Source organism: Pseudomonas sp. ZL2, from assembly GCF_054788455.1.
In genome coordinates, this window is the sequence record NZ_JBGOGX010000002.1 from 54,616 (window position 1) to 77,327 (window position 22,712).

22 protein-coding genes are annotated in these 22,712 nt (G+C 62.5%); 17 read left to right on the top strand and 5 right to left on the bottom strand.

The genetic code is table 11. The annotated features are described in order from the left end of the window. The first annotated feature begins 65 nt into the window (after positions 1–65). Complete coding sequence (locus ABM562_RS01600; protein ID WP_460420579.1) at positions 66–1,103, top strand: OmpA family protein; 1,038 nt, start codon at positions 66–68, stop codon at positions 1,101–1,103. 57 nt (positions 1,104–1,160) lie between these two features. Here ABM562_RS01600 and cobA read toward each other — a convergent pair whose 3' ends face one another. From cobA to ABM562_RS01615, 3 genes are read right to left on the bottom strand one after another with little or no spacing between them, the layout of a single operon-like run. Next, a complete protein-coding gene (gene cobA, locus ABM562_RS01605; protein WP_115086027.1) occupies positions 1,161–1,898 on the bottom strand; it encodes a uroporphyrinogen-III C-methyltransferase in 738 nt (245 codons plus the stop codon). A 29-nt stretch (positions 1,899–1,927) separates the two neighbouring features. Continuing rightward, a complete protein-coding gene (locus ABM562_RS01610; protein WP_460420581.1) occupies positions 1,928–3,598 on the bottom strand; it encodes a protein kinase domain-containing protein in 1,671 nt (556 codons plus the stop codon). Positions 3,599–3,607: 9 nt separating this feature from the next. Continuing rightward, entirely contained in the window at positions 3,608–4,819 is a 1,212-nt protein-coding gene (locus ABM562_RS01615; RefSeq protein ID WP_115086029.1) for a nitrate/nitrite transporter, read from the bottom strand. Positions 4,820–5,074: 255 nt separating this feature from the next. Here ABM562_RS01615 and ABM562_RS01620 point away from each other — a divergent pair, with 255 nt between their 5' ends. Further along, positions 5,075–6,454 carry a hypothetical protein gene (locus tag ABM562_RS01620; protein WP_460420583.1) on the top strand — a complete coding sequence of 460 codons (1,380 nt, stop codon included), beginning with the start codon at positions 5,075–5,077 and terminating at the stop codon, positions 6,452–6,454. 30 nt (positions 6,455–6,484) lie between these two features. Here the strand turns inward: ABM562_RS01620 and ABM562_RS01625 are convergent, their stop codons facing one another. Together ABM562_RS01625 and ABM562_RS01630 are read right to left on the bottom strand one after the other, a co-directional pair. Then, entirely contained in the window at positions 6,485–7,060 is a 576-nt protein-coding gene (locus ABM562_RS01625; RefSeq protein WP_115086030.1) for an ANTAR domain-containing response regulator, read from the bottom strand. Positions 7,061–7,073: 13 nt separating this feature from the next. Then, the gene (locus ABM562_RS01630; protein ID WP_134061869.1) at positions 7,074–8,279 is read right to left on the bottom strand and encodes a CmpA/NrtA family ABC transporter substrate-binding protein; all 1,206 of its coding nucleotides are present in this window, start codon (positions 8,277–8,279) and stop codon (positions 7,074–7,076) included. A 135-nt stretch (positions 8,280–8,414) separates the two neighbouring features. Here ABM562_RS01630 and ABM562_RS01635 point away from each other — a divergent pair, with 135 nt between their 5' ends. The 15 genes from ABM562_RS01635 (at position 8,415) to sctE (ending at position 22,710) form a co-directional block, all read left to right on the top strand. After that, entirely contained in the window at positions 8,415–9,140 is a 726-nt protein-coding gene (locus ABM562_RS01635; RefSeq protein WP_233674057.1) for a helix-turn-helix domain-containing protein, read from the top strand. Beyond that, positions 9,137–10,771: a type III secretion system outer membrane ring subunit SctC gene (sctC, locus tag ABM562_RS01640; protein ID WP_420832703.1), complete on the top strand. Its 1,635-nt coding sequence runs from the start codon at positions 9,137–9,139 to the stop codon at positions 10,769–10,771. Before ABM562_RS01635 ends, sctC begins: the two co-directional genes overlap by 4 nt. Continuing rightward, a complete protein-coding gene (gene sctW / locus ABM562_RS01645) occupies positions 10,768–11,868 on the top strand; it encodes a type III secretion system gatekeeper subunit SctW (protein ID WP_460420587.1) in 1,101 nt (366 codons plus the stop codon). Before sctC ends, sctW begins: the two co-directional genes overlap by 4 nt. Positions 11,869–11,872: 4 nt before the next feature. Then, the gene (locus ABM562_RS01650; protein ID WP_460420589.1) at positions 11,873–13,921 is read left to right on the top strand and encodes an EscV/YscV/HrcV family type III secretion system export apparatus protein; all 2,049 of its coding nucleotides are present in this window, start codon (positions 11,873–11,875) and stop codon (positions 13,919–13,921) included. Positions 13,922–13,929: 8 nt separating this feature from the next. Beyond that, positions 13,930–14,310 carry a type III secretion system chaperone family protein gene (locus ABM562_RS01655; protein WP_233674055.1) on the top strand — a complete coding sequence of 127 codons (381 nt, stop codon included), beginning with the start codon at positions 13,930–13,932 and terminating at the stop codon, positions 14,308–14,310. Further along, a complete protein-coding gene (gene sctN, locus ABM562_RS01660) occupies positions 14,307–15,596 on the top strand; it encodes a type III secretion system ATPase SctN (RefSeq protein WP_460420591.1) in 1,290 nt (429 codons plus the stop codon). The genes ABM562_RS01655 and sctN overlap by 4 nt, the downstream gene beginning before the upstream one ends. Next, positions 15,580–16,041 (top strand): hypothetical protein, encoded by a 462-nt coding sequence (locus tag ABM562_RS01665; protein ID WP_346617108.1) that lies wholly within the window; start codon positions 15,580–15,582, stop codon positions 16,039–16,041. Before sctN ends, ABM562_RS01665 begins: the two co-directional genes overlap by 17 nt. Before the next feature lie 89 nt (positions 16,042–16,130). Next, positions 16,131–16,793 carry a SpaN/EivJ family type III secretion system needle length determinant gene (locus tag ABM562_RS01670; RefSeq protein ID WP_460420593.1) on the top strand — a complete coding sequence of 221 codons (663 nt, stop codon included), beginning with the start codon at positions 16,131–16,133 and terminating at the stop codon, positions 16,791–16,793. Between the two features lie 77 nt (positions 16,794–16,870). Continuing rightward, a complete protein-coding gene (locus tag ABM562_RS01675) occupies positions 16,871–17,677 on the top strand; it encodes a FliM/FliN family flagellar motor switch protein (RefSeq protein ID WP_460420595.1) in 807 nt (268 codons plus the stop codon). Then, on the top strand, positions 17,670–18,341 hold the full coding sequence (locus ABM562_RS01680) for an EscR/YscR/HrcR family type III secretion system export apparatus protein (RefSeq protein WP_460420597.1): 672 nt from the start codon (positions 17,670–17,672) through the stop codon (positions 18,339–18,341). Before ABM562_RS01675 ends, ABM562_RS01680 begins: the two co-directional genes overlap by 8 nt. Continuing rightward, positions 18,334–18,588 carry an EscS/YscS/HrcS family type III secretion system export apparatus protein gene (locus ABM562_RS01685; RefSeq protein WP_233674049.1) on the top strand — a complete coding sequence of 85 codons (255 nt, stop codon included), beginning with the start codon at positions 18,334–18,336 and terminating at the stop codon, positions 18,586–18,588. The genes ABM562_RS01680 and ABM562_RS01685 overlap by 8 nt, the downstream gene beginning before the upstream one ends. Next, a complete protein-coding gene (sctT, locus tag ABM562_RS01690; protein WP_460420599.1) occupies positions 18,588–19,367 on the top strand; it encodes a type III secretion system export apparatus subunit SctT in 780 nt (259 codons plus the stop codon). The genes ABM562_RS01685 and sctT overlap by 1 nt, the downstream gene beginning before the upstream one ends. Next, on the top strand, positions 19,367–20,401 hold the full coding sequence (locus ABM562_RS01695) for an EscU/YscU/HrcU family type III secretion system export apparatus switch protein (RefSeq protein ID WP_460420601.1): 1,035 nt from the start codon (positions 19,367–19,369) through the stop codon (positions 20,399–20,401). The genes sctT and ABM562_RS01695 overlap by 1 nt, the downstream gene beginning before the upstream one ends. Positions 20,402–20,482: 81 nt before the next feature. After that, positions 20,483–20,962 (top strand): type III secretion system translocator chaperone SicA, encoded by a 480-nt coding sequence (gene sicA / locus ABM562_RS01700; RefSeq protein WP_346617102.1) that lies wholly within the window; start codon positions 20,483–20,485, stop codon positions 20,960–20,962. A 5-nt stretch (positions 20,963–20,967) separates the two neighbouring features. Continuing rightward, positions 20,968–22,710, top strand: a complete 1,743-nt coding sequence (gene sctE / locus ABM562_RS01705; RefSeq protein WP_460420603.1) for a type III secretion system translocon subunit SctE — start codon at positions 20,968–20,970, stop codon at positions 22,708–22,710. Positions 22,711–22,712 lie beyond the last annotated feature (2 nt).

The following is a 22,712-nucleotide window of genomic DNA, read 5'->3' on the forward strand; positions in this document are numbered from 1 at the left end:
GCCGTCGAGTTGTCCCCCGGATGTTGGTGGGACTGCTTAACTATCACCAGATGGGGATTTAACGGATGAAATTGAAAAACACCTTGGGCTTGGCCATTGGTTCTCTTGTAGCCGCAACTTCCTTCGGCGCTCTGGCACAAGGCCAAGGCGCAGTCGAAATTGAAGGCAACGTCACCAAGCAGTACTACGACAGCGAGCGTAACTTCAAGAACGACGGCACCAATCCTGGTGTTCGCCTCGGTTACTTCCTGACCGACGACCTGTCCCTGGACCTGGGCTACAACGAGACTCACAACGCTCGTGGCGAAGTCTTCAACAAAGACATCAAAGGTTCCAAGGCCAAGCTGGACGCTACCTACCACTTCGGTACCGTCGGCGACGCTCTGCGTCCTTACGTTTCGGCTGGTTTCGCTCACGAGAGCCTGGGCCAAGCTACCCGTAGCGGCCGTGACCACTCCACCTTCGCCAACGTTGGCGCTGGCGCCAAGTGGTACATCACCGACATGTTCTTCGCCCGTGCCGGCGTTGAAGCCATGTACAACATCGACAACGGCAACACCGAGTGGGGTCCGACCGTTGGTCTGGGTCTGAACTTCGGTGGTAGCGGTGGCAAGGTTGAAGCCGCTCCTGCTCCAGTTGCTGAAGTCTGCTCCGACAGCGACAACGATGGCGTCTGCGACAACGTCGACAAGTGCCCTGACACCCCTGCCAACGTTACCGTTGACGCTGACGGCTGCCCAGCTGTTGCTGAAGTCGTACGTGTTGAGCTGGATGTCAAGTTCGACTTCGACAAGTCGGTCGTCAAGCAAAACAGCTACGGCGACATCAAGAACCTGGCTGACTTCATGAAGCAGTACCCACAGACCACCACCACTGTTGAAGGTCACACTGACTCCGTCGGTCCTGACGCTTACAACCAGAAGCTGTCCGAGCGTCGTGCAAACGCCGTTAAACAGGTTCTGACCAACGAGTACGGTGTTGAGTCGACTCGCGTTGAGTCGGTTGGCTACGGTGAAACCCGTCCGGTTGCTGACAACGCCACCGACGCTGGTCGCGCTGTTAACCGTCGCGTAGAAGCACAAGTAGAAGCCCAAGCCAAGTAATTGGTCCAAGCCCTACTGAAAAGCCCGGCCTAGGCCGGGCTTTTCTTTGCCTGCGATTCAGGCTGTCAGTTGCATCAGCGCCGCACTGTCCGCTGCCGCCACCTCACCGATCACCAGGATCGCCGGGCTGCTCAGCTTGAAGCGGGCGGCATCTAGGCACAGCTGCGCCAGGCTGCTGCGTTGCTCGCGCTGTTGGGGGAGCGAGGCGTTCTCGATCATGGCCACCGGCGTCTGCGCCGCCAGGCCACCTGCCAGCAATCCCTGCTGCACCTCTTCCAGTTTGCTCACGCCCATGTACACCACCAGGGTGGTACCGCCCTGGGCCAGCGCCTGCCAGTTCAACGGACTGTCATCCTGGGTGTGGGCGGTGACCAGGGTCACGCCACGGCTGACGCCGCGCAAGGTCAGCGAGATGCCGCATTGGGTCGCGCCGGCCAGGCCGGCGGTAATGCCGTTGACCAGCTCGGTTTCGATGCCATGGGCCTGCAGCCAGGCTGCCTCTTCGCCGCCGCGGCCAAAGATGCACGGATCACCGCCCTTGAGGCGGGCCACGCAGCGGCCCTGGCGGGCGTAACGCAGCATCAGGCGCTGAATGAAGGCTTGCGGCGTGGAGCGGCAACCACCGCGTTTACCCACGGCAATTACTCGCGCCTGCGGGCAGTGTTCAAGGATCTGCGGGTTGACCAGGTCATCGATCAGCACGACTTCGGCTTCGGCCAGGGCGCGGACCGCCTTGAGGGTCAAAAGCTCCGGATCACCGGGGCCGGCACCAATCAGCCAGACTTTCGCATGCATAGAATTTTCCTCATCGGCAAAGGGTGCCGTCAGCCTTTTAGCAGGCTGATCAGCAGGATCAGGTTGAGTAACAAGGACAGCAGCGCCAGGCCGCGCCAGACCTTCAGCGGTTCGCGTTCAAGCAGTGGCCGCGGGCGTACACTCAATGGCTGGCGTTCGCCTTGTTCAAGCAGCAACAGCCATTGCTCGGCGGTTTCAAAGCGTTGCTGTGGATCGGCCACCAGCGCTTGGGCGAGGTTGTGTTCGAGCCATTCCGGCAGGTCTGGGCGATAACGTGCGGCGCTGCCCGCCTGGGTGAAGCGCGGGCGCTGGAAAGCCTCGATTTCGCCATAGGGGTAGTGGCCGGTGAGCAGGTAGAACAGTGTCACGCCAACGCTGTACAGGTCTTGCTGGGCGCTGGGCGGCGTGCCTTCGAAGGCTTCGGGGGCAATGAACGATGGCGTGCCTGGCAGCTCATGGGCGCGGTCTTCGGAGAGCCCCGGGCAGAAGGCCAGGCCGAAATCCAGCAGGCGCAGTTGACCGTCATCGCCCAGGTGCAGGTTCTCCGGCTTGATGTCCCGATGGAGGATATTGCGCCGGTGCAGCAGGCCCACCGCCTGCAGCAGTTGCTGGGCCAGTGACTGCCATTGGGCCAGCGGCAAAGGGCCGCTGCGGGCGAAAAGCTGCGCCAGGGTCTGGCCCGGGTATTCGCGCATCAGGTAGTACAGGTGCTGACGCTGGCTGGCCGGGTGCACTTCGGGGAAATAGCGCCCGGCCACCCTGCGCATGAACCATTCTTCGAGCAGCAGGGCTTGCTGCGCACCGGGTTCGTCCTTGCGCTCGGCAGGCAGGGTTTTCAGCAGCCATGCCTGTTGCTGATTGTCCAGTACGCGGTACAGCAAGGATTGGCGGCTGTGGCCCAACGGTTGTTCGACCCGCCAGCCGTCAATCAACTGCCCGCTGCGCAGGGCGACCGGCAACGGCCACTGTTGCAGTTGCGCCAGGGAATCGCCAAGGTTGCTGGCACCCAGTTGCTCGACCCGTACCAGCAGCGCGCTGGCGTTGTCCTGGCTGCCGCTGTGGTGGGCTGAGCTCACCAGGGTCTGGGCGGCATCCTGCAGGTCGATCTGTTCACGCAGCACAGCCCTGATCTGCGCTTCGCTGAGGCTGGCCCAGACGCCATCGCTGAGCAGTACGAAGCATTCGCCGCTCTGCAGGTCGCCTTCCAGATAGTCGACCTGCAGGTGCTGGTCCAGGCCCAGGGCGCGCTTGAGCACGTGCTGCATGCCCGGTTGGTCCCAGACGTGATCTTCGCTGATGCGTTGCAGTTGCCCTGCCGCCCAGCGGTAGATCCGGCAGTCGCCGACATGCGCCAGGGTGAAGCGTCGCCCGCGCAACACCAGGGCGCTGAGGGTGGTCAGCAACGGCTGGCCGCCGCCGTTAGCGCGCAACCAGCGGTTTTGCGCCAGCAGCAGGCGGTCCAGGGCCTGGGCCACGCCCCAGGTGGGCGGCGTGGCGTAGTAGTCCAGGGCCAGCGCCTGCAGGCTCGCCCGCGCCGCCAGGCCACCGTCGGCGCACTGGCTGACACCATCGGCGAGAGCGAACAGGTAGCCTTTGCTGGCGGCCAGTTCCGGGTTGGGGGTCACCAGGCGCAGGGCGTCCTGGTTTTCCTCCCGGGGGCCGCTGGCGCTGGCCTGGGCAAAGCTCAGTTGCAGGTTCATGGGTAATCCTCAGACCCGCGCCGCGGTCACCGCCGCCGAACCCCAGGTGGTGCGCCAGCGCTGCTTGACGCCGTGCAGACCGAACCAGGCAAGGATGCCGAGGCTGGCGAATAGCCATAGGCCCAACTGATAGTCGCCGGTGTGTTGCTTGATCGTCCCCAGGCCCGCGGCGAGCAGGAAGCCGCCGATGCCGCCGGCCATGCCGATCAGTCCGGTCATCACGCCGATTTCCTGGCGAAAGCGCTGCGGCACCAGCTGGAACACGGCGCCGTTGCCGGCACCCAGGCCGAGCATGGCGCTGACGAACAGGGCCAGGGCAGCCACCGCGCTGGGCAGGTTGAAGCCGACGGCGGCAATGCAGATGGCGGCGACGCTGTACATCGCCAGCAAGGTGCGGATACCGCCGAAGCGATCAGCCAGGGCGCCACCCAACGGGCGCATCAGGCTACCGGCGAATACGCAGGCGGCGGTGTAGTAGCCGGCGGTCACCGGGCTCAGGCCGTACTGGTCGTTGAAGTAGCCGGGCAGGGCACTGGCCAGGCCAATGAAGCCGCCGAAGGTGACGCTGTAGAAGAACATGAACCACCAGCTGTCACGGTCGCCCAGGGCCTTGAGGTAATCGGCCAGGGCTTTGGGCTTGGGCCGTTCGGGGGCATTGCGCGCCAGCAGGCTGAACAGCACCAGGGTCAGCAGCAGCGGGATCACGGCGAAGCCGAAGACGTTGTTCCAGCCAAAGCCTGCGGCCAGGGCCGGGGCCAGCAGGGCGGCGAACACGGTACCGGAGTTGCCGGCGCCGGCGATGCCCATGGCCTTGCCCTGGTGCTGCGCCGGGTACCACTGCGAGGCCAGCGGCAGCGAAACGGCAAACGAGGCCCCGGCAACGCCGAGGAATACCCCGAGCAACAAGGCCTGTTCGTAGCTGTGGATACCCAGGCGCCAGGCACAGAACAGCGCGACGATGACAATCACCTGGCCGATCAGCCCGGCAGTCTTGGGTGACAGCCGGTCCACCAGCAGGCCCATGACAAAGCGCAGGATCGCCCCGGCAAGGATCGGCGTAGCCACCATCAGCCCCCGCTGCTGGGTGGTCAGTTGCAGGTCGGCGGCGATCTGCACCGCCAGCGGGCCAAGCAGGTACCAGACCATGAAGCTCAGGTCGAAATACAGAAAGGCGGCGAACAGGGTGGGGACATGCCCGGACTTCCAGAAACTCGTATTCATCGAACACCTCGTTGAACAGGGACGGAAACGAAAAAGACGTCGCCACCCGACCCGCTTGCGCGAGTGGGGGTGCGACGTCTTTGTCGTGAAGGGGGCAACCGCCGTTGGCTACCGCTGAGTATTGCCAAGCAAATGCCGGACCAGAAATTTCAGCTCATCATCAGATTTTCATCATGATTGCTGGCGAGGGGCGATGCACGGTGACGGGGCAGCTGCATCGGGCAGTAGCCATGCGTCAGTGTAAAGGTGAAGGGTATGCAAATCGGGTCTTCGTTGATCGGCCACGCGGCAAGTAGTGCAGGCATTGAAAATGCCTGTTCGGTTGAAGGACTGACGAAAGGACAGGCGCTGCTGACGTTGACAGCACCGGGGAAGGAAAACTGGACTCAGGTCATGAGTTTATATTTGGTGGGCAGTAGCCCCGAGTGCATGGTGAGTGATTATGTTTGCGCTCAAGGCGTGGATATTTCAACGCTTGATGTCAGCGAGCACAGGCAGTTCAAGGATCCGGTCCGGCGTTATTTTGAAACGGCGTTGGCCGCAGAGTACATTCGTCAATCTGCTCAAGACGACGAAGTGCACACGCAAGTTAGCGTACTCGCCGATACGGTGAAAGAGCATGTAAACGGCTTGTACGTTTCCAAGGAAAACCTTGAAGCCAGGCTGCACGCTCTTGCTGAGCAATATAGTGAGCCGCGCGCTACGCATGACATGGAGCTTATAAACGCTCGCATAAGGGCATTGCAGCATGCGGTGGCCAAGATTAGCCAGATGCGTTGCAATGGCGTCGTGCACGAGCATCAATTGCTGCAACTGGAGCAGAAGGAAAAACTGATTGAAATGGCGCGGCGTGGCAAAGACCACATGGCGTTCAACAACAGTCTGACTGAGCACGCCGGGGTAGTCAGACACTGGCAGGCTGGTGGTTACAGGGTTTCGCTGGATCAACAGGCGACCCTTGATGATGATCGGGTCCAAGGTTTTCTCGGGGCGCTGATCGAAATTGTGTTCAACGCCGCTCATGCAGGAGACCGCACCGCATTTGCGCAGCTTTATTCGACCTCAGCGTTGTTTGCTGATGCGTTTCGCGGGCGGGCGGGGGTGATCAACGAGTGGTCTGAGTCGCGTTATCCGGGAACCATCAAAAGAACAGCACCTTATAATGAATTCATGTTTACCCAGACGTTATCAAAGCCGACCGATCGCAGTCTGCCAAACCTGCAGGCAGGTTGGCCAAGGTTAGTTGCAGCTTCGGAAACTCAGTCGTTTGTTAATTCAACATCTGGCAGCGGTTTTATGCAGTTGCGCTTGCTGTTGGAGCTCGGTGATACCGGGATGGAAACACAAAAACTATTCGGGCTTCTCAGTGCTGCCCTGGTTTTTCTGTCGGGCGGTCACAACCTCGAAGAAGTCATGGCCGGGTATCGAGTTGAAGAGCTACAAAAGTTTATGCCTGCGGTAGCGAATGTGAATATGCACTCCGTATTTGGCGACACTACCCAAGGCAGCCCACTCGCCGTCGCCTTCGAAAAAGCCTGGGAGTTGAATGATGTCGTGTGCAACAAATCCCGTGTCAATCACGAGATTGTCCGGCTGGCGCAACAATTGAGTGAAGCCTCAACGCGCACGGGCTGAGCCAGCCCGGCATGAGGCCGGGCGTTGCGTTTAACCCAGCAGGTCACTCATGGCAATGATCTGCTCGGCCACCTGGATCAGCTTTTGTTGCTTGCTCATGGCCTGGCGGCGCATCAGGGTGTAGGCCTGTTCTTCGTTGCAGTCCTTCATTTTCATCAACAGGCCCTTGGCCAGTTCGATCCGCTTGCGCTCCACCAGTTGCTGGTCGCGGGCCTGCAGCTGGGCCTTGAGCGCCTGGTCGCTTTCAAAGCGGGCCATGGCCACGTCAAGGATTGGCTGCAGCCGCGTGGCCTGGATGCCTTCGACGATGTAGGCGCTGACCCCGGCCTGGATGGCCTGGCGCATCACGCCGGGGTCGTGCTCGTCAGTGAACATGACGATCGGTCGCGGCCGGTCGCGGCTGACCAGTACCACCTGCTCCATGACATCACGGCCCGGTGACTCGGTATCGATCAGCACCACGTCCGGATGCACCGTTTCGACGCGCGCCGGCAGGTCGATGGTCAGGCCCGACTCTTCGATCACCTCGAAGCCGGCCTGGACCAGGGCGGCCTTGAGGCGACCGACTTTTTTCGCGGTGTCGTCGATCAACAGGATTCGCAGCATGCTTGCGTCTCCTTCAGGGGCGGGTGAGTGCAGCTGGCATTTCGGCCAGCGCATGCAAAGAGAAACTGCGGGCATATGCGCCAGGATCGCTGCCGTCCCAGTGGCGGCCATCGATCAGTTGGCTGCTGCGCATTTGCGTATCGGCACAGGGCACGCCAATCGCTGTGGCCGCATCGCGGTACAACGCGCGTTGCTGAACCGCACGGGCGACGCCGAGGTAGTCGGGGTCGTCGCGCAGCAGGCCCCAGCGCCGGAACTGGGTCATGAACCACATGCCGTCGGACAGGTAGGGCAGGTTGGCCCGCCCGTCATCGTGCACGTGCAAGGCGTGCGGATCCTGCCATTGGTTACCCAGCCCGTCCTGATAATGGCCCAGCAGGCGTGGCTCGATGTGGGTCAACGGGGCGTCGAGATAGGCCTTGCCGCTGAGCAGTTGCGCGGTGTTGCGGCGATTCTCGCAGCTCTGTTCGATAAAGCGACTGGCGGCCAATACCGCCATGACCAAGGCCCTGGCAGTGTTCGGGTGCTGCTCGACGAAGGCCCGGGTGCAGCCCAGCACCTTTTCCGGATGGTCGGGCCAGATCGATTGGCTGGTGGCCAGGGTAAAGCCCTGCGCCTGTTCGACGGCGCCCGCCGACCAGGGCTCACCGACGCAGAAACCATCGATGCGTCCGGCCTGCAGGTGAGCCAGCATCTGCGCGGGTGGCACCACGACGCTGTGGACGTCGTGTAGTGGATGGATACCGTGGCTGGCCAGCCAGTAATACAGCCACATGGCATGAGTGCCAGTGGGAAAGGTCTGGGCAAAGGTGAGTTTTGTCCCGCTTTGGTGCACGAAGCGCCGCAGTGCTTCACCACTGGTCACGCCATGGCGCAGCAGGGCCGGCGACAGGTTGATGGCCTGACCGTTCTGGTTCAGGCCCATCAGCACGGCCATGTCGGTGGCGCCGCTGGCGTCGATGCCCAGTTGTAGGGCGTAGATCAGGCCGTACAGGCTGTGAGCGGCGTCCAGTTGGCCGTTGAGCAGTTTGTCGCGCAGGCTGGCCCAGGAGCTCTGGCGCCTGAGGTTCAGGCTCAGGCCGTAGGTTTGGGCGAAGCCCTGGGTAGCGGCGACCACCAGCGGGGCGCAATCGGTAAGCGCCATGAAGCCCAGCTCCAGTAGCGGTTTCTCCGGTGCGTCACTGCCATGGACCCAGGCCAGCGGATTGGCGCTCGGCATCTGTGAAGTTCTCCTGTGTGTTGTGCTTCTGGAGCAAGGCCTGTGCCAGGGCCCATCAGCTTTCCATCAGGATTGCCGGGCTGCGCTGGCGCACTGTGGCGAGCTTTCCACCTGTCGATGCCCAAGGAGGCCATGGTGTCTCAGCCGCTCCTGTCACTTGAACTGAACGAGTACCTGGCCGAAGGGGTCTGGCACGTAACGGTTGGCCGTCATCCGCTGCGCTGGCAGCAGGGGGTAACGCAATCGAGCGTGGCGCCAGGTTGGCAGGGGTTGCTGGCGATTACCGCTCACAGTCGGTTCAATGGCCTGCCGGCAGATCTTCGAGTCGTCCGCTGCCAGTCCCTGACCAGGCTGCAGGTGTTCATTGACCAGGGCGAGGTCGCGCAGCACCAGCCCGTGACCAGCTCCGCGGCTGCCTGCTTGCCGTTGGCATTTGATGTGATCCGGGATACCCAGCTGCTTGAGTCCTGGTACATCCAGCAAGCGCTGGCTGCGAGCCTCGGCTTCGAACGCTTTGCCACAGCCTTGCGCAACAGCGAGGAATACTGGTTGGTCCGCTATCTGCTCGAGCAAGGTACTGGCCAGGACAGCCTGCAGATGCTGGCCCGGCGTTATGGCGTGTCGGTGTCGCACTTTCGCCGCTTGTGCCATCAGGCATTGGGCGGGGCGACCAAGCCGGCTCTGCGCGGTTGGAGGGTAGCGCGGGCATTGCTGGAAAGCATCCGTGAAGGGCGCTCGTTGACTGAAGTCGCGCAGAATCAGGGGTACTGTTCGTCCTCGCACTTTTCGCGGGAGGTGCGTGAGCTGCTGGGGGTGGCGCCCAGCCAGTTGGGCGATATCATCGGGACCCTGCGTCCATGACCGGGGTGGCGCGTTTCGACAGCCGTGGGCTGATCTGGTGCTGCACCCTGCTGCTGTGCCTGTTTCACAGCGCCATGGCGCATGCGGACAGCTACCGGGCGCGGGAAGAAAGCCTGCGCAGTTTCTTCGTCGCCCTCTCCGAGCCGCTGGGCAAGCCGATCATCGTCAGCAAGGCGGCTGCCGGCAAGCGTATCTCCGGTGATTTCGCCATGACCTCGGCGCAACAGGTGTTTGATCGCGTGGTGCGGCAGATGGGCCTGATCTGGTACAGCGACGGCCAGGCGATCTACCTGTATGACAGCGCCGAACTCAAGAGCGCGGTGGTCTCGTTGCAGAACACCAGCGTTGACAGCTTGCGCGCCTTCTTGCGTCGCTCCGGCCTGCTTGATGGCCGCTACCCACTGCGTGGCGATGGCCGGCGCACGTTTTATGTCTCGGGGCCGCCGATCTATGTCGAGCTGGTCCAGCGCTCGGCGGCCATGGTTGATCAGGAGCCGTCGCAGATCCTGCTGGGGCGCCAGCAGGTCGGGGTGATTCACCTGCTTAATACCTTTGTGGGGGATCGCCGCTATGAGCTGCGCGATCAGTCTGTCAGCATCCCGGGCATTGCCAGCGTCATCGAAAACCTGCTGCGCGACGAAAAAGCCCGGGTCGATCTGCGAGGCGAGCCCGGCTCAGTCGAGCAGGCGCCGGGCATGCTGACCTCGACGCTGAACGAGCAGTTGATCGAGGACGCCTGGGAGGGCGTGCGCCTGCCCGCGGAGCAAATGGCCGCGGCGAACATTCGTGTGGTCGCCTACCCGGATACCAACAGTTTGCTGGTCAAGGGCTTGCCCGAGCAGGTGCGTTTCATCGAAAACCTGGTCGAGGCGCTGGATACGCCCAAGCGCCATGTCGAGCTGTCGCTGTGGATCATCGACCTGCAGAAAGAGGCGCTGGAGCAGCTGGGTATCGATTGGCAGGGGCAGGTCAACATCGGAACGCAGTTCTCCATCTCGCTCAACGGTGGCTCGGCCACCACCCTCGATGGTCTGTCGTTCATCGCCCGGGTTTCGGCCCTGGCCCGTGGCGACCTGGCCAATGTGGTGGCACGGCCGGTAATCCTGACCCAGGAAAACGTCCCGGCGATCTTCGATAACAACCGCACCTTCTATGCGCCGTTGGTTGGCGAGCGCAGTGTCGATCTGCAGCATGTCACCTATGGCACCCTGGTCAGCGTGCTACCACGCTTTGCCTTGGGCGATGAAATCGAGATGTCGCTGAACATCGAAGATGGTAACGAGGTGGAGTCACGCCGTACTGATACAGTATTGCCGACGGTCGGCCGCACGCGGATCAGCACCGTAGCCCGCGTACCCCAAGGCAAAAGCCTGTTGGTCGGTGGTTTCAGCCGCGATGAAAGCGCCGAGCAGGTCGGCAGGGTTCCAGTGCTCGGCGCCTTGCCCTGGATCGGCCGGTTGTTCAGCTACCGTCTGGAGCGCTCGTCCAACACCGTGCGGGTGTTTCTCATTCAGCCGCGGGAAATTGGCGAGGCCCTGGCCTTCGACCCGCAGAGCCTGAAGCAGGAGCTGTTCGAAGCCGAACAGCACGAGCGCTTGCGCAAGGCCTTCCTGCGCGCGGTGTCGCTGTGATAACCGGTTTACCCCATCTGAGCGGGCGTGCCGCGCAGGCACGGCTGAGCCGGGAGCTGGCGGCCGAGAGCCAGGCGCCGACGGCCGAAACACAGGATGACAGCCAGGATCCGCGTAATAACCTGTTGCAGCATGCAGTGCAAAGCAGTGATGACCTGGCCCAGGTCATGGCGCAGTTTCGCCGCCGCCAGTTCGAGCTCAAAAACGAGTCGGCCAGCGAGTTGTTCGAGCGCGTGCTCGAAGACGACGCCCCGCCCAAGGCGCGCCAACTCCAGGCCCTGGCGGCGGACCGGCAATTGCCTCTGAGGCTGCTGCTGCAGGAAGCGACGCGGCTGTTTGCCGATGACAGTGACCTGGCGCTGATCCTCGGTCTGTTGTTGCGCCAGTCCGACTTGCCAAATGAAACCCGCAAGCGCCTGCTGCAACTGGAGCAGGCATTGCGCGAGCGGGCCTGCCCCAAACGTCTGCAAGCGGGCATCAACACCGCGCTCAAGGCGCGGCTTTATGGGCGCCGCATGGCCGTGCGCGCCGGTGCCCTGCGAGAAAACTACCGGGACTTTCTTGAGTCCGACGGCGAGGCTGCCGATCACTATGAACAGTGGATCGGATTGTATGGGCCCGAGCACCGCCACAGCGTCCTGAGCTTTCTAGAGGAAAGCCTGCTGACCGATATCCAGGGCCAGGACCCCAGTTGCAGCCTGCACGAGTTCGGCCCGCTGCTGATTCTGCTCGGGCAGTTGAAACGGTTACGCTCGGCCGATCGCAGTTTCGTTGGCGCGTTACTCGGGCGCTTCGCGGTCAGCGAGCTGGACTGGCTGGTCCTGCTGCTCGGCGTTCTGCGCTACCCCCATGCACTGGATGAATTGCTGCAGCAGGCGCTCGGCCCGTATTTGCTGCAGGTCGATGCGGTTGCCCGCGCCGGCCTCTTGCAGTGCGTGCGCCGGGCCTGCCTGACGTTGCCGGAGCAACTGTTCCGCGAAGAGCATGCCTTGCTGTATCTGGCTGAGCGTTTCGAGCACCTGGCCGACAGCAGTTTCGCTGCTGAAGTGCTGTTGCAGCGTCACCGTCACGGCCTGCCGTCGGCGTTGCGAGGGTGACCCCATGGCAGTGCTGAACCTCTGGCTGGCCAGGCTCGCCGCGCGTCCGGAACTGCTGATTCTGGCGTTGATGGTCATGATCATCGCCATGCTGATCATTCCCCTGCCGACGGTGCTGGTGGACTTTTTGATCGGCCTGAACATCGTCCTGTCCTTGTTGATTTTCATGGGCTCGTTCTATATCGAGCGCATTCTCAGTTACTCGACCTTTCCGGCCCTGTTGCTGCTGACCACTCTGTTTCGCCTGGCCCTGTCGATCAGCACCAGCCGACTGATCCTGACCCAGGCCGATGCTGGCGAGATCATCGCCTCGTTTGGCGAGTTCGTGATTGGCGAGAACCTGGTGGTGGGCTTCGTTATTTTCTCGATCGTCACCATTGTCCAGTTCATCGTGATAACCAAAGGCTCGGAGCGGGTGGCGGAAGTTGCCGCGCGCTTTTCCCTGGATGGCATGCCGGGCAAGCAGATGAGCATTGATGGCGACCTCAAGGCCGGCGCCATCGATGCCGCCCAGGCGCGGGCCAAGCGTAGCGAGCTGGAGCGTGAAAGCCAGCTGTATGGCTCGTTCGATGGTGCCATGAAGTTCATCAAGGGCGACGCCATCGCCGGCATCGTGATCATCTTCGTCAACTTCATTGGTGGCATTGCCATTGGTGTCGGGCAGTTGGGCATGGACCTGTCCACGGCGCTGTCGACCTTCACCCTGCTGACCATCGGTGATGGCCTGGTGGCGCAGATTCCCGCGTTGCTGATTGCCATCGGTGCCGGGTTCATTGTCACCCGCGTCAACGGTGACGAGCAGAACCTGGGGCGCAACATGCTCAGCCAGGTGCTCGGCAACCCCTTCGTGCTTGGCGTCAGTGCCTTGCTGGCGCTGGGCGTCGGTTTGCTGCCGGGTTTTCCGCTGGCGGTGTTCGTGTTCATTGCCATTACCCTGGTCGCTGTGCTCTGGCGCCGGCGCCGCCGGGCGCAGCAGGTTGTGACGGGAAGGGGCGCAAGCCCCCAGCCCGCTGACGACACAGGATCGGCACAGGGGTTGGTTGATATCGACAACCTGAACACCGAAACCCTGCCACTGCTGTTGCTGGTCCCGTCAACCCGGCTGGCCGAATTGCAGCAGGCACGCTTCATCGAGCGCTTGCGCAGCCAGTTCTTCATCGACTACGGCTTGCGTGTTCCGCTGCCGCACCTGCGGGCGGCGCAGACCTTGCCCGAGCACCAGGTCACTATCCTGATCAACGAAGTGCGCGCCGACCAGTTTGACCTGTTCTTCGAGTATCACCGCTTGCTCGATTTCGCTGAGCAGTTGCAGGACTCGGGGATCGAGATCAAGCGCGGGCACGACAGTAATAAAGTCGAAAGCCTGTGGGTCGCCGACAGCCAGAGCCAGGCCATCGCCGCTCTCGGTTATCCGTTGCGGGCCGCCCAGCAGGAGCTCTATCACAGTCTGGCGGTGGTGCTGGTGCGCAATATCCAGGAGTTCTTTGGCGTCCAGGAAACCAAGAACCTGCTCGATGAACTGGAAAAGCAGTACCCCGACCTGCTCAAGGAAGTCTACCGCTACGTCACCGTGCAGAAGATCAGTGAAGTGCTGCAGCGGCTGGTTGCAGAGCGCATTTCGGTGCGCAACATGAAGCTGGTGATGGAAACCCTGGCGCACTGGGCCTCGCGCGAGAAGGACACCCTGGCCCTGGTCGAACATGTCCGCGGCGCGCTGGCCCGCTACATCAGCAACAAGTTCGCTCGGCAGGACACGCTCAACGTGCTGTTGCTCGGTGCCGAGTTCGAGGAGGTGGTGCGTTCGGCCGTGCGCCAGACCTCGGCAGGCAATTTCGTCAACCTTGATGCGGCCCAGGTCGAAGAGCTGCTCGATCGCGTCGGCGCGGGCCTGAGCGACCTGTACATCCCGCACAAGGACCTGGTGTTGCTGTGTTCGGTGGATGTCCGGCGCTACATCAAGAAGCTGATTGATGGCCGCTTCAGGGAGCTGGACGTGATGTCCTTCGCTGAAGTCGCCGAGAACATTTCGGTCAATGTGATCAAGACACTCTAGGAGTAGGTATGGCAACTGTTGATATCGCAAACCTGTTGCGCGGCACGCTGCGTCGTAGCGATGGTGGCGACAGCCGTATCGAGCGACTGCTCAACGAACTGCCCGACATCAGTGTCAGCGAGGTGCAAGGGGATATCTGGTTCTCGTCGGTGGCTCTGCCGCTGACCCCGACGTTGCTTGGCCGCCACGCCGAAGCCATTTTGCAGTTGATGATGCGTCCCAATGTCCATGCGCGTAACCAGCAGCTGCAGCTGTTCGGCCAGGGCGACAGCCTGGAGTTGCGCATGCTGCTGGCCGATCAGGCGTACAGCAGTATTCAGGCTTTTGCCCTGGCCCTGGAGGCGTTTTTCGATGTGCTCCTGCAGTTGCGGGCGCTCGTGCTGCGATGAGGCTGATGCAGCTGGCGCGTCACGGCGCGCACCCGCGCCGCTCGCTCGGGCCCTTGCTGGAAGTACCGTTGGCCGGAGTGGCCATCGGCGAGCTGTGCGAGGTCTACCAGCACTGGCGTGATCCCGCGCCGCGAGCCTGGGCGCAGGTGATCGGCTTCAATGCCGAAGTGGCGCTGCTGAGCCTGCTGGGCGAGGCGCAGGGGTTGTCGCGCCAGTCACTGGTAATGGCCACGGGGGCACCGATGCACCTTTACTGTGGCGATGATCTGCTCGGCGCCGTACTGGATGCCCGCGGGCAGGTGGTCGAGCGCCTGGCGCCGGCCCAGGGCCTGCCGGTTTACCACTATGCTCTGGACACCCCACCTCCGCACTATAGCCAGCGCCGTCCGGTCAGCCAGCGCCTGGACACGGCGATCCGCGTGATTGACACCCTGCTGTCCTGCGGCGTCGGTCAGCGGGTGGGTATTTTTGCGGCGGCCGGTACCGGCAAGACCTCTTTGCTCGACATGCTGGTGGAGCACAGCGAGGCGGACGTGTTCGTCATCGGCCTGATCGGCGAGCGTGGCCGCGAAGTCGCGGAGTTCGTCCAGCGCCTGCGCGGTTCGGCGCGCAGTAGCCGCAGCGTGGTGGTACAGGCCAGCTCCGACAGCGCCGCGGTCGATCGCTGTAACGCGGCCCTGGTGGCCACCAGTGTCGCCGAGTATTTTCGCGACCGCGGCCAGCGTGTGGTGCTGCTGATCGATTCGTTGAGCCGCTATGCCCGCGCCCGTCGCGACCTGGCCCTGGCCGCCGGTGAAGCACCGGCGCGGCGCGGTTATCCGGCCTCGGTGTTCGAAGCCTTGCCGCGCCTGCTGGAGCGCCCGGGGGTGACGGCCAGCGGCAGTATCACGGCGTTCTACACGGTGCTGCTGGAAAGCGACGACGAGCCCGATCCACTGGCCGAGGAAATCCGCTCGATCCTCGATGGGCATATCTACCTGAGCCGCGAGCTGGCTGGCAAAGGCCACTTTCCCGCTATTGATGTGTTGCGCAGCACCAGTCGGGTTGCCCATCAGGTGTGCAGCGTCGCGAGTATTGCCCTGGCCGGCCAGGCCCGCGAGTGTCTGGCCCGGTTGCAGGCCATGCGCTTGCTGCTGGAACTGGGCGAGTACCAGAGCGGCGTCGATCCACTCAATGACCAGGCGTTGGCGCGTCGCGATGAGTTGCAGCAATGGCAGCGCCAGAGCCGCGATCAGGCCGTCCCGGCCGACGACGCGGAGCATGCCCTGCATGCGCTGTTCACCTGAGTGGCAGGCCTGGCTGCGCCTGGGCGAAGGGCGCTTGCAGGCGTTGCAGCAGCACTTGGCGCGCAACGCCCAGCAGTTGCAGGGGTTGAAGCTGCAGGCGGGCGAGCTGCAGCAGCAACAGGCAACGCTGCGCCAGTTGCGGGTCGAGGAGCCGGGCCAGCGGCTCAGTCACAGCCAGTTGCTCGATCTGTTGCGTCGCCAGGCCTTGCTGCGCCGCCAGGCCCAGGTGTTGACCCTGGAACTGGAGCAGATCAGCCATCGACAGCAGCAACTGCAGCAGCAACAAGCAGGCAGCCAAAAACAGATGAGCGCCTTGCAGCGCCGCCATGACAAGTATCAGCAGCACCTGCAGCAGTTGCATCGGCAATGGCTGCTGCAACGCCAGCGCCAGGAAGACAACGAACTGGATGAGCAGAGGCTCAAGGGCAAGGTATGGAACGGATGATCACATTGGTCGGAAATCGCAACGCGCTGCACCTTGATCTGGAAACGCTGAAGCCGCAAGCGCTCGAGCTTCCACTTGAACTACCAGAAATGCCCGAGGCTGTTGTGCAGGCCCTGGCAGCTTTTTTTCTGCAACCGCAGCTGAGCCTCACACCGCAGGCAAAGGCGGTGGTTGCCGACGTAGCGCAAACGCCAACCCGGTCTGGTGTAGCGATGCCGGTTACTGGCGAGCAGCAGCGTAGTCCGCCTGTTGCGGGCCCTGTGCCGAGCATCGAGAGCCCATTGCCCGCAATACCGGCGCCAGCGCAAGCACCTGTGCTCGAAGCCGAGACTGAAAGGGCCGCCGTACCCGGCGCCGTACTGGCCAGTCCGGTGGTGGTTGTCGAGCCACTTCGAGCTGTACCTGGCGCTGCGCAATCTGCGCCGCAGGGCAAACCATCGCTACCCACGCTGCCGCCTGCCGCCCCGATGCTGCCGATCACCCCCGCGTCAACCAGTGCGCCGGGCGAGGGCTTGCGGGTGCCGTTCAACAACGGTCGGGTCAGCGGCAGCTTGCTGGTCACGGGCAGTGAAAGCACGCAGGGCATGCTGCTGACCCCCAGCAACAGCCTGGTGCTGGAGCAGTTGCGCGAACCTCTGGCGCGGCTGGATCAGCCTGCCTGGCGCTTGGCAGAGCGCGCCGGCGAGCATCCACAGGAACGTGGGCAGCCGAACCAGGACGAGCTGGATGATGAGCAGGAGGACCCGCGTTGAGTTCGCTCGCCCTGCGCCGGGTTCACCCCCAGGCAACGCTTCAGCGGCGCTTGCTGCGCCATACAGGGCAGCTGCAAATGAGCACACTGCCCGCAGACACCGACTGCCTGCTGTTTCGCGCCCATTGCGCCTCGGGCCGGTGGTCAGGGCTGGTGGTTGCCACGCTTTGGCTGGAGCAGCGGCTGCCGCAACTGTCGGCTCTGTTACTGCGCCCACCGTGCACGGAACACATCCGCCAACTGTTCGAACGCCTGCCGCAGCCCGTGCCCGCGCCGCTGCCGGCATTGGCCTACGAGCGCCTGGAGTCGGTCGAACACGTGACGGGCGCAGCGTTTTCACACTGGCCGCTGCCGGTGCTCAGCAGCGCTGCGGGGTCGCTGTGGCTGAGCGAACTGCCCGCCGCGTTGCAGCTGCCCGAACCGCTACTTGAGCCGTGCTCGGGGCTGCCTGCCGGCCTTGAGCTGTTGCTTGGCTTGAGCCAGTGGCGACCGGTGCTGCCACCGGTCGCGGGCGACCTGTTGCGCATTCTTGATTTCACTCCGCACTGGCGTCTGGGCGGCCGCTTCGGCGGCGCGTTCAGTTTCATTGAGCAAGGAATACACATGACCACTGACCCTTCCCCCGATCCCGAGCAGGCATACGCAGAGCCATTGCTGGCGGCATTGCCGGTGACCCTGGAGTTCTTTCTGCCCGCCGTCGACCTGAGCTTTGCCGAACTGGCCGCGAGCCTCGAGAGCGGCCTGCTCAAGCTCGATCCGCAGGCATTGCAGCAGGTCCAGGTGCGTGCCAACGGGCAGTGGCTGGGCTGTGGCGAGCTGGTGCGCCAGGGCGAGCAGTTGCTGCTCGAGTTGCATCAGGTGCGGGATATGCCAGGCAATGAATGATGTTTCGCTGATCGCCATTCTGGCCTTCGCCTCGCTGCTGCCGTTTCTGGTGGCCGCAGGCACCTGCTACCTGAAGTTCTCGATTGTCTTCGTAATTGTGCGCAACGCCCTGGGGTTGCAACAGGTGCCTTCGAACATGAGCCTCAATGCCATTGCGCTGATGCTGGCAATCTTCGTCATGACCCCGGTGGTGCAACAGGGCTACAGCTATTACAAGGAGCATCAGGTCGCGTTCAACGACATCGAGGCGGTGGTGGACTTTGCCGAGAACGGCCTGGGCAGCTACAAGCGCTACCTGCGCCAGTACACCGACCCTGAGCTTGCTCAGTTTTTCGAGCGCGCCCAGCACAGTGGCCAGTCAGGCGCGGATCAGTGGCACGATGAGCAGGCCGAGCCATCGCTGTTCGCCTTGTTGCCGGCCTACGCCCTGAGTGAGATCAAGAGCGCCTTCAAGATCGGCTTCTACCTGTATCTGCCGTTTGTCATCGTTGACCTGGTGATCTCCAGCCTGTTGCTGGCGCTTGGCATGATGATGATGAGCCCGGTGATCATCTCGGTGCCGATCAAGCTGGTGCTGTTCGTTGCCCTTGATGGTTGGGCCTTGCTCTCCACTGGCCTGGTCGAGCAATACCTGGCCGTGCGTGGGCAGGTGGAGCATGGGTGAGCTGGTGTACGCGGGCAACAAGGCGCTGTACCTGATTCTGCTGATGGTGGCGTGGCCGGTGGTGGTCGCCACCGTGGTCGGCCTGCTGGTGGGCCTGTTCCAGACGGTCACCCAGTTGCAGGAACAGACCTTGCCGTTCGGTTTCAAGTTGCTTGCAGTCTCGCTTTGTCTGTTTTTGCTGTCTGGCTGGTACGGCGAGGTGCTGCTCGGTTTCAGTCGTGAAGTGCTGCAGCTGGCGTTGCGCTGATGGCCGCGGGGCTGTTTTTTGAACTGCACAACCTGATGGCTGTGGCCTTGCTGGGGGTGGCAAGGCTGGCGCCGCTGTTTTTCATGATGCCCTTCCTCAACAGTGGGGTGCTGACTGGTGCGCCGCGCCAGGCGGTGCTGTTCCTGCTGGCACTGGCACTTACGCCGTTGATCGGTGAGCAGTTGCCGGCGCTCGACAGCCTGGCGTTTCTGGGCCTGCTGTTGCGTGAAGTGGGCATCGGCACCTTGCTCGGTTGCTTGCTGTGCTGGCCGTTCTGGGTTCTGCACGGCATGGGCAACCTCATCGACAATCAGCGTGGGGCGATGCTCAGCAACGTCATCGATCCGGCCAACGGCGTCGACAATTCGGAGTTGGCGGGTTTTCTGCAGATGTTTGCCGCTGTCATCTACCTGGAAGGTGGCGGGCTGTTGTTGATGCTCCAGGCGATCGAGCTGAGTTACCAGCTCTGCGATCCCGGGCGCAGTTGCGGGTTTTCGTTGTCGGCTGTCGCGGCGCTGCTGGATGCCATCGTCGCCAAGACTCTGGCGATCAGTGCGCCGGTGGTGGCCACATTGCTGCTCAGCGAGGCCCTGCTCGGGCTGTTGTCACGCTATGCCCAGCAGATGAACGCTTTCTCGGTTTCGCTGACCATCAAGAGCCTGGTGGCGCTGGTGGTACTGCTGCTGTATTTCGGCACGCATTTGCCCGAGGAAATCATGCGCATGGCCGCGGTACCTCAATACCTGCCGCAGTACCTGCAGGCAGAGGAACCGCACTGATGTCCTCCAGTGCCTCGAAAACCGAAAAGCCCACGGCCAAACGCCTGCGCGATGCCGCCCGCAAGGGCCAGACTTTCAAGGCCCGCGACCTGGTCACCAGTTGCATGCTGCTCGTGGGCCTGGCCTTCATGCTCCACGATGCCCGCGTACTGGAGATCATGCAGGTGTACCGGCAGATCCTGGCCAGTGGCATGGAGGATGATCTGGCGCGGTACACCGCCAGCCTGCTGCGTCTGGCCCTGGAACTGATCCTGCCGATGGTGCTGGTCTGCACCCTCAGCAGCGCCTTGCCGGCCCTGGTGCAAACTGGCTGTCGTCTGGCCAGCGAAGCGCTGAAGCTCAACCTGGGCGCCTTGAATCCGGTCAACGGATTCAAGAAGCTGTTCAGCGTACGCACGCTCAAGGACACGCTCAAGGCGCTGCTGTACCTGGGTTGCTTCGCCCTGGCCCTGTGCCTGATGTGGTGGCAGTACCGGCAGGTGCTGTTTGCTCAGTTGCATGCCTCGCCGCTGGCGCTGCTGGCGATCTGGGGTGAGCTGCTGTTCGCCTTGTTCATGCTGATCCTCGGCTGCATCGTGTTGATCGTGGTGCTCGATGCGCTGGCGGAGTACTGGTTGTTCATGCGCGAAATGAAGATGGATCTGCATTCGGTCAAGCGCGAGCACAAAGAACAGGACGGCGATCCACAGATCAAGGGCAAGCGTCGCCAACTGCATCAGGAGCTGCTCAATGAGCAGGTGCGTTCCGACGTGCGCAACTCGCGGATGATCCTGGCCAATCCCACCCATATCGCCATCGGCATCTACTTCCGCCCGGAGGTCAGCCTGCTGCCGTTCATCTCTGTCATCGAGACCAACCAGCGCGCCCTGGCGGTGCGCGAGTATGCCAAGGAGGTCGGGGTGCCGGTGATCACCGACGTCAACCTGGCCCGGCGTATTTTCAAGACCCATCGGCGTTACAGCTTCCTGCAGGTGCAGGAAGTCGAGCAGGTGTTGCGTCTGCTGGTCTGGCTCGAGCAGGTGGAGCAGGCCTGAGGCGCGCAAATGAGCGTTATCTGACAGCGGCCCTGGCGGCCTTCTGGCCCAATGTACGGGTCAGGTTCGAGGAGGGTTTCGATGAAAGGCGACAACACACTGGATGAGGCCACTGCCCTCGGCGTAGTCGATGCGGTGATGGCCGGTGCGAGCCTCAAGGATCTGCGAGGCCTGGAGGACGCGCAGATGGACAGCCTATATGCCTTTGCCTACCAGTTTTACGAGCAAGGACGGTTGGACGATGCCGAAAAGTTGTTTCATTTCCTGTGCATCTACGACTTCTACAACCCTCAGTACTGGATGGGCCTGGCCGCGGTGCACCAGCTCAAACGCCATTACGACAAGGCCATTGACCTGTACGCCGTGGCCTTTGCCCAGAGCCGCAAAGACTATCGGGCATTGTTTCACAGTGGCCAATGCCAGTTGGCTGCGGGCAAACCGGGTAAAGCGCGCCTGTGTTTCGAGTATGTACTCAAGGATAGCGATGACCCTCAATTGAAAGCACAAGCGCAGGCGGGGCTGGATGCACTGGCAGTGTTGCGTACCCAAGAGCAGGAGTAACTCAGGTGAATATCGATTCATTGTTCAAGGCCACGGCACAGTCCGTTCCCGAATCTTCGTCCCCCTACGCCGCTGCCGCCGCTTTCGCGGCGCGCACCGAAACGTTAGCCCTGGCCGCAGCAAGCGGATTGGCCTCGGTCAATTACTCCGGTACCGGCCAGTCGGTCGCCGGACGTCCCCAGTTGACACCCCCGGCGACACCAGCGGCGGGCGCGGAGGCGAACTTTATAGCGTTAATGGCTTCGCTCGCCGCGCAACTGGAAAATTTCGAAGGGCACAAGCGTGCGCGGTCTTTGAATCAGACGCTGGAGCTGTTCCAGGCGCGTCAGAATGGCTTGACCCAGCTTTCTGAGCACTATGCCGCGGCGGTTGAAGCGCTGGCAGCAGCTGAAGCGGATGTGGCGGTCAGTCATGAGCAGTTGGCTCAGGCGCAAGCACGGGTGGCGCATACCTATCAGCAGTTGCGCGAAAGTGACGAGCGCTTGAGCGGGTTGCAGCCAGGGACGCCCGAGCATGACGCTGAACTGGTTGTACAGCAGCAACTGCGCAATCAGTTGCGCGGCGCCGAGCAGCATCTGCGAACCACCCTGGAACAGCATCGCCTGACCGTGACAATCGCGGATCAAGCGGCAAGCAAGGTTCAGGACAAGGCCGCTCAGGTTCAGCAAGCAGGGCTGGGCGGGGATCCGGTCAAGGCCATCAGCCAGCGCCTGCTCGATGTTTCAGCCCAGGCGTTGCTGCTTCGCTTGCAGACCATCGATCTGCTCGGCGAGTCCGCGCAGGAGGCAGAACAGTTCAGCCGCGACTTGTTCCAGGCGCTGCAGAAGCAGGTTCAGGAGCATATGCAGGTCGAATCCGACAAGTACTTGGAGGAGACACGCAAAGCTGAAGCGGCCGAGAAAACCGGCAACTGCCTGAGCAAAATCCTCGGGCCGCTGATTGCGGTGGTGGCGACTATCGTCGGCGTGGTGGTGGCCGCAGTTTCGGGAGGCGTCTTGGCCGGTGTGGCGGCGGCCCTGATTGGCGTGGCGTTGCTGGCCAGCGAAAAACTGGTTGAGCACACCACGGGTGTTTCGATCATGGGCGAGGTTACCAAGCCGTTGATGGCGGTCATGCAGGAAGCCATCAAGTTGTTCACCAAAATCTACGCCGAGGTACTCAAGGGGGTCGGGATTTTCAGTGAGAAAACCGCGCAGCGAATCGCCGAGATCGGTGGAATGATCGCTGGAATCTTCGCCACCATCGCTGCTGTGGCGTTGGCTGCGATGGCCGCAGGGGCTGCCTTGGGGCCAGTGATTTCCAAGGTTGCGGCAAAAATAGGCGAGATGATCAGCAAAATGCTCCCGACCCTGGTGCAGACCCTGCAGCAGGCGGCAAGCACAGTGGGCAGCAGCCTGACCCAGGCGCTGGGCAAATTGAGCAAGGCGCTTGGGCTGAGCGTCAATCAAACCACCGCTTCGCTTTACGCCACCCGTGCAGAGATGGCGCTGGCTGTCGTCGAGGTCGGTAGCGTGGCGGCGCAATCGACGTTTCAGGTAAAGGGTGCCGCGCACCAGAGACAAGCGGCAGATCGCCTGGCCGAAGTCGAGCTTTCCCGCAGTGTCAATGAGGCGATTACCCAGTACATGGGGGAGTTGCTTGAGCGCTTTGGCGAGTCGATGCGAGCACGAGAGAAGGAAGTGGAGCAGGTGCTCCAGGACCTGCAGAAAAGGGGTGCGACCAGCCAACAAATGGCCAGGAATATCTAAGG

Bases quoted from the DNA above. Each gene is read 5' to 3' on its own strand.
- ABM562_RS01655 (WP_233674055.1), top strand. From the start codon at position 13,930: ATGGCAACTGTTGATATCGCAAACCTGTTGCGCGGCACGCTGCGTCGT.
- ABM562_RS01670 (WP_460420593.1), top strand. From the start codon at position 16,131: ATGCCCGAGGCTGTTGTGCAGGCCCTGGCAGCTTTTTTTCTGCAACCG.
- ABM562_RS01615 (WP_115086029.1), bottom strand. From the start codon at position 4,819: ATGAATACGAGTTTCTGGAAGTCCGGGCATGTCCCCACCCTGTTCGCC.
- sicA (WP_346617102.1), top strand. From the start codon at position 20,483: ATGAAAGGCGACAACACACTGGATGAGGCCACTGCCCTCGGCGTAGTC.
- ABM562_RS01665 (WP_346617108.1), top strand. From the start codon at position 15,580: ATGCGCTGTTCACCTGAGTGGCAGGCCTGGCTGCGCCTGGGCGAAGGG.
- cobA (WP_115086027.1), bottom strand. From the start codon at position 1,898: ATGCATGCGAAAGTCTGGCTGATTGGTGCCGGCCCCGGTGATCCGGAG.
- ABM562_RS01680 (WP_460420597.1), top strand. From the start codon at position 17,670: ATGAATGATGTTTCGCTGATCGCCATTCTGGCCTTCGCCTCGCTGCTG.
- ABM562_RS01630 (WP_134061869.1), bottom strand. From the start codon at position 8,279: ATGCCGAGCGCCAATCCGCTGGCCTGGGTCCATGGCAGTGACGCACCG.
- sctN (WP_460420591.1), top strand. From the start codon at position 14,307: ATGAGGCTGATGCAGCTGGCGCGTCACGGCGCGCACCCGCGCCGCTCG.
- sctC (WP_420832703.1), top strand. From the start codon at position 9,137: ATGACCGGGGTGGCGCGTTTCGACAGCCGTGGGCTGATCTGGTGCTGC.
- ABM562_RS01625 (WP_115086030.1), bottom strand. From the start codon at position 7,060: ATGCTGCGAATCCTGTTGATCGACGACACCGCGAAAAAAGTCGGTCGC.
- sctT (WP_460420599.1), top strand. From the start codon at position 18,588: ATGGCCGCGGGGCTGTTTTTTGAACTGCACAACCTGATGGCTGTGGCC.
- ABM562_RS01610 (WP_460420581.1), bottom strand. From the start codon at position 3,598: ATGAACCTGCAACTGAGCTTTGCCCAGGCCAGCGCCAGCGGCCCCCGG.
- ABM562_RS01620 (WP_460420583.1), top strand. From the start codon at position 5,075: ATGCAAATCGGGTCTTCGTTGATCGGCCACGCGGCAAGTAGTGCAGGC.
- ABM562_RS01695 (WP_460420601.1), top strand. From the start codon at position 19,367: ATGTCCTCCAGTGCCTCGAAAACCGAAAAGCCCACGGCCAAACGCCTG.
- ABM562_RS01675 (WP_460420595.1), top strand. From the start codon at position 16,871: ATGAGCACACTGCCCGCAGACACCGACTGCCTGCTGTTTCGCGCCCAT.
- ABM562_RS01685 (WP_233674049.1), top strand. From the start codon at position 18,334: ATGGGTGAGCTGGTGTACGCGGGCAACAAGGCGCTGTACCTGATTCTG.
- ABM562_RS01650 (WP_460420589.1), top strand. From the start codon at position 11,873: ATGGCAGTGCTGAACCTCTGGCTGGCCAGGCTCGCCGCGCGTCCGGAA.
- ABM562_RS01600 (WP_460420579.1), top strand. From the start codon at position 66: ATGAAATTGAAAAACACCTTGGGCTTGGCCATTGGTTCTCTTGTAGCC.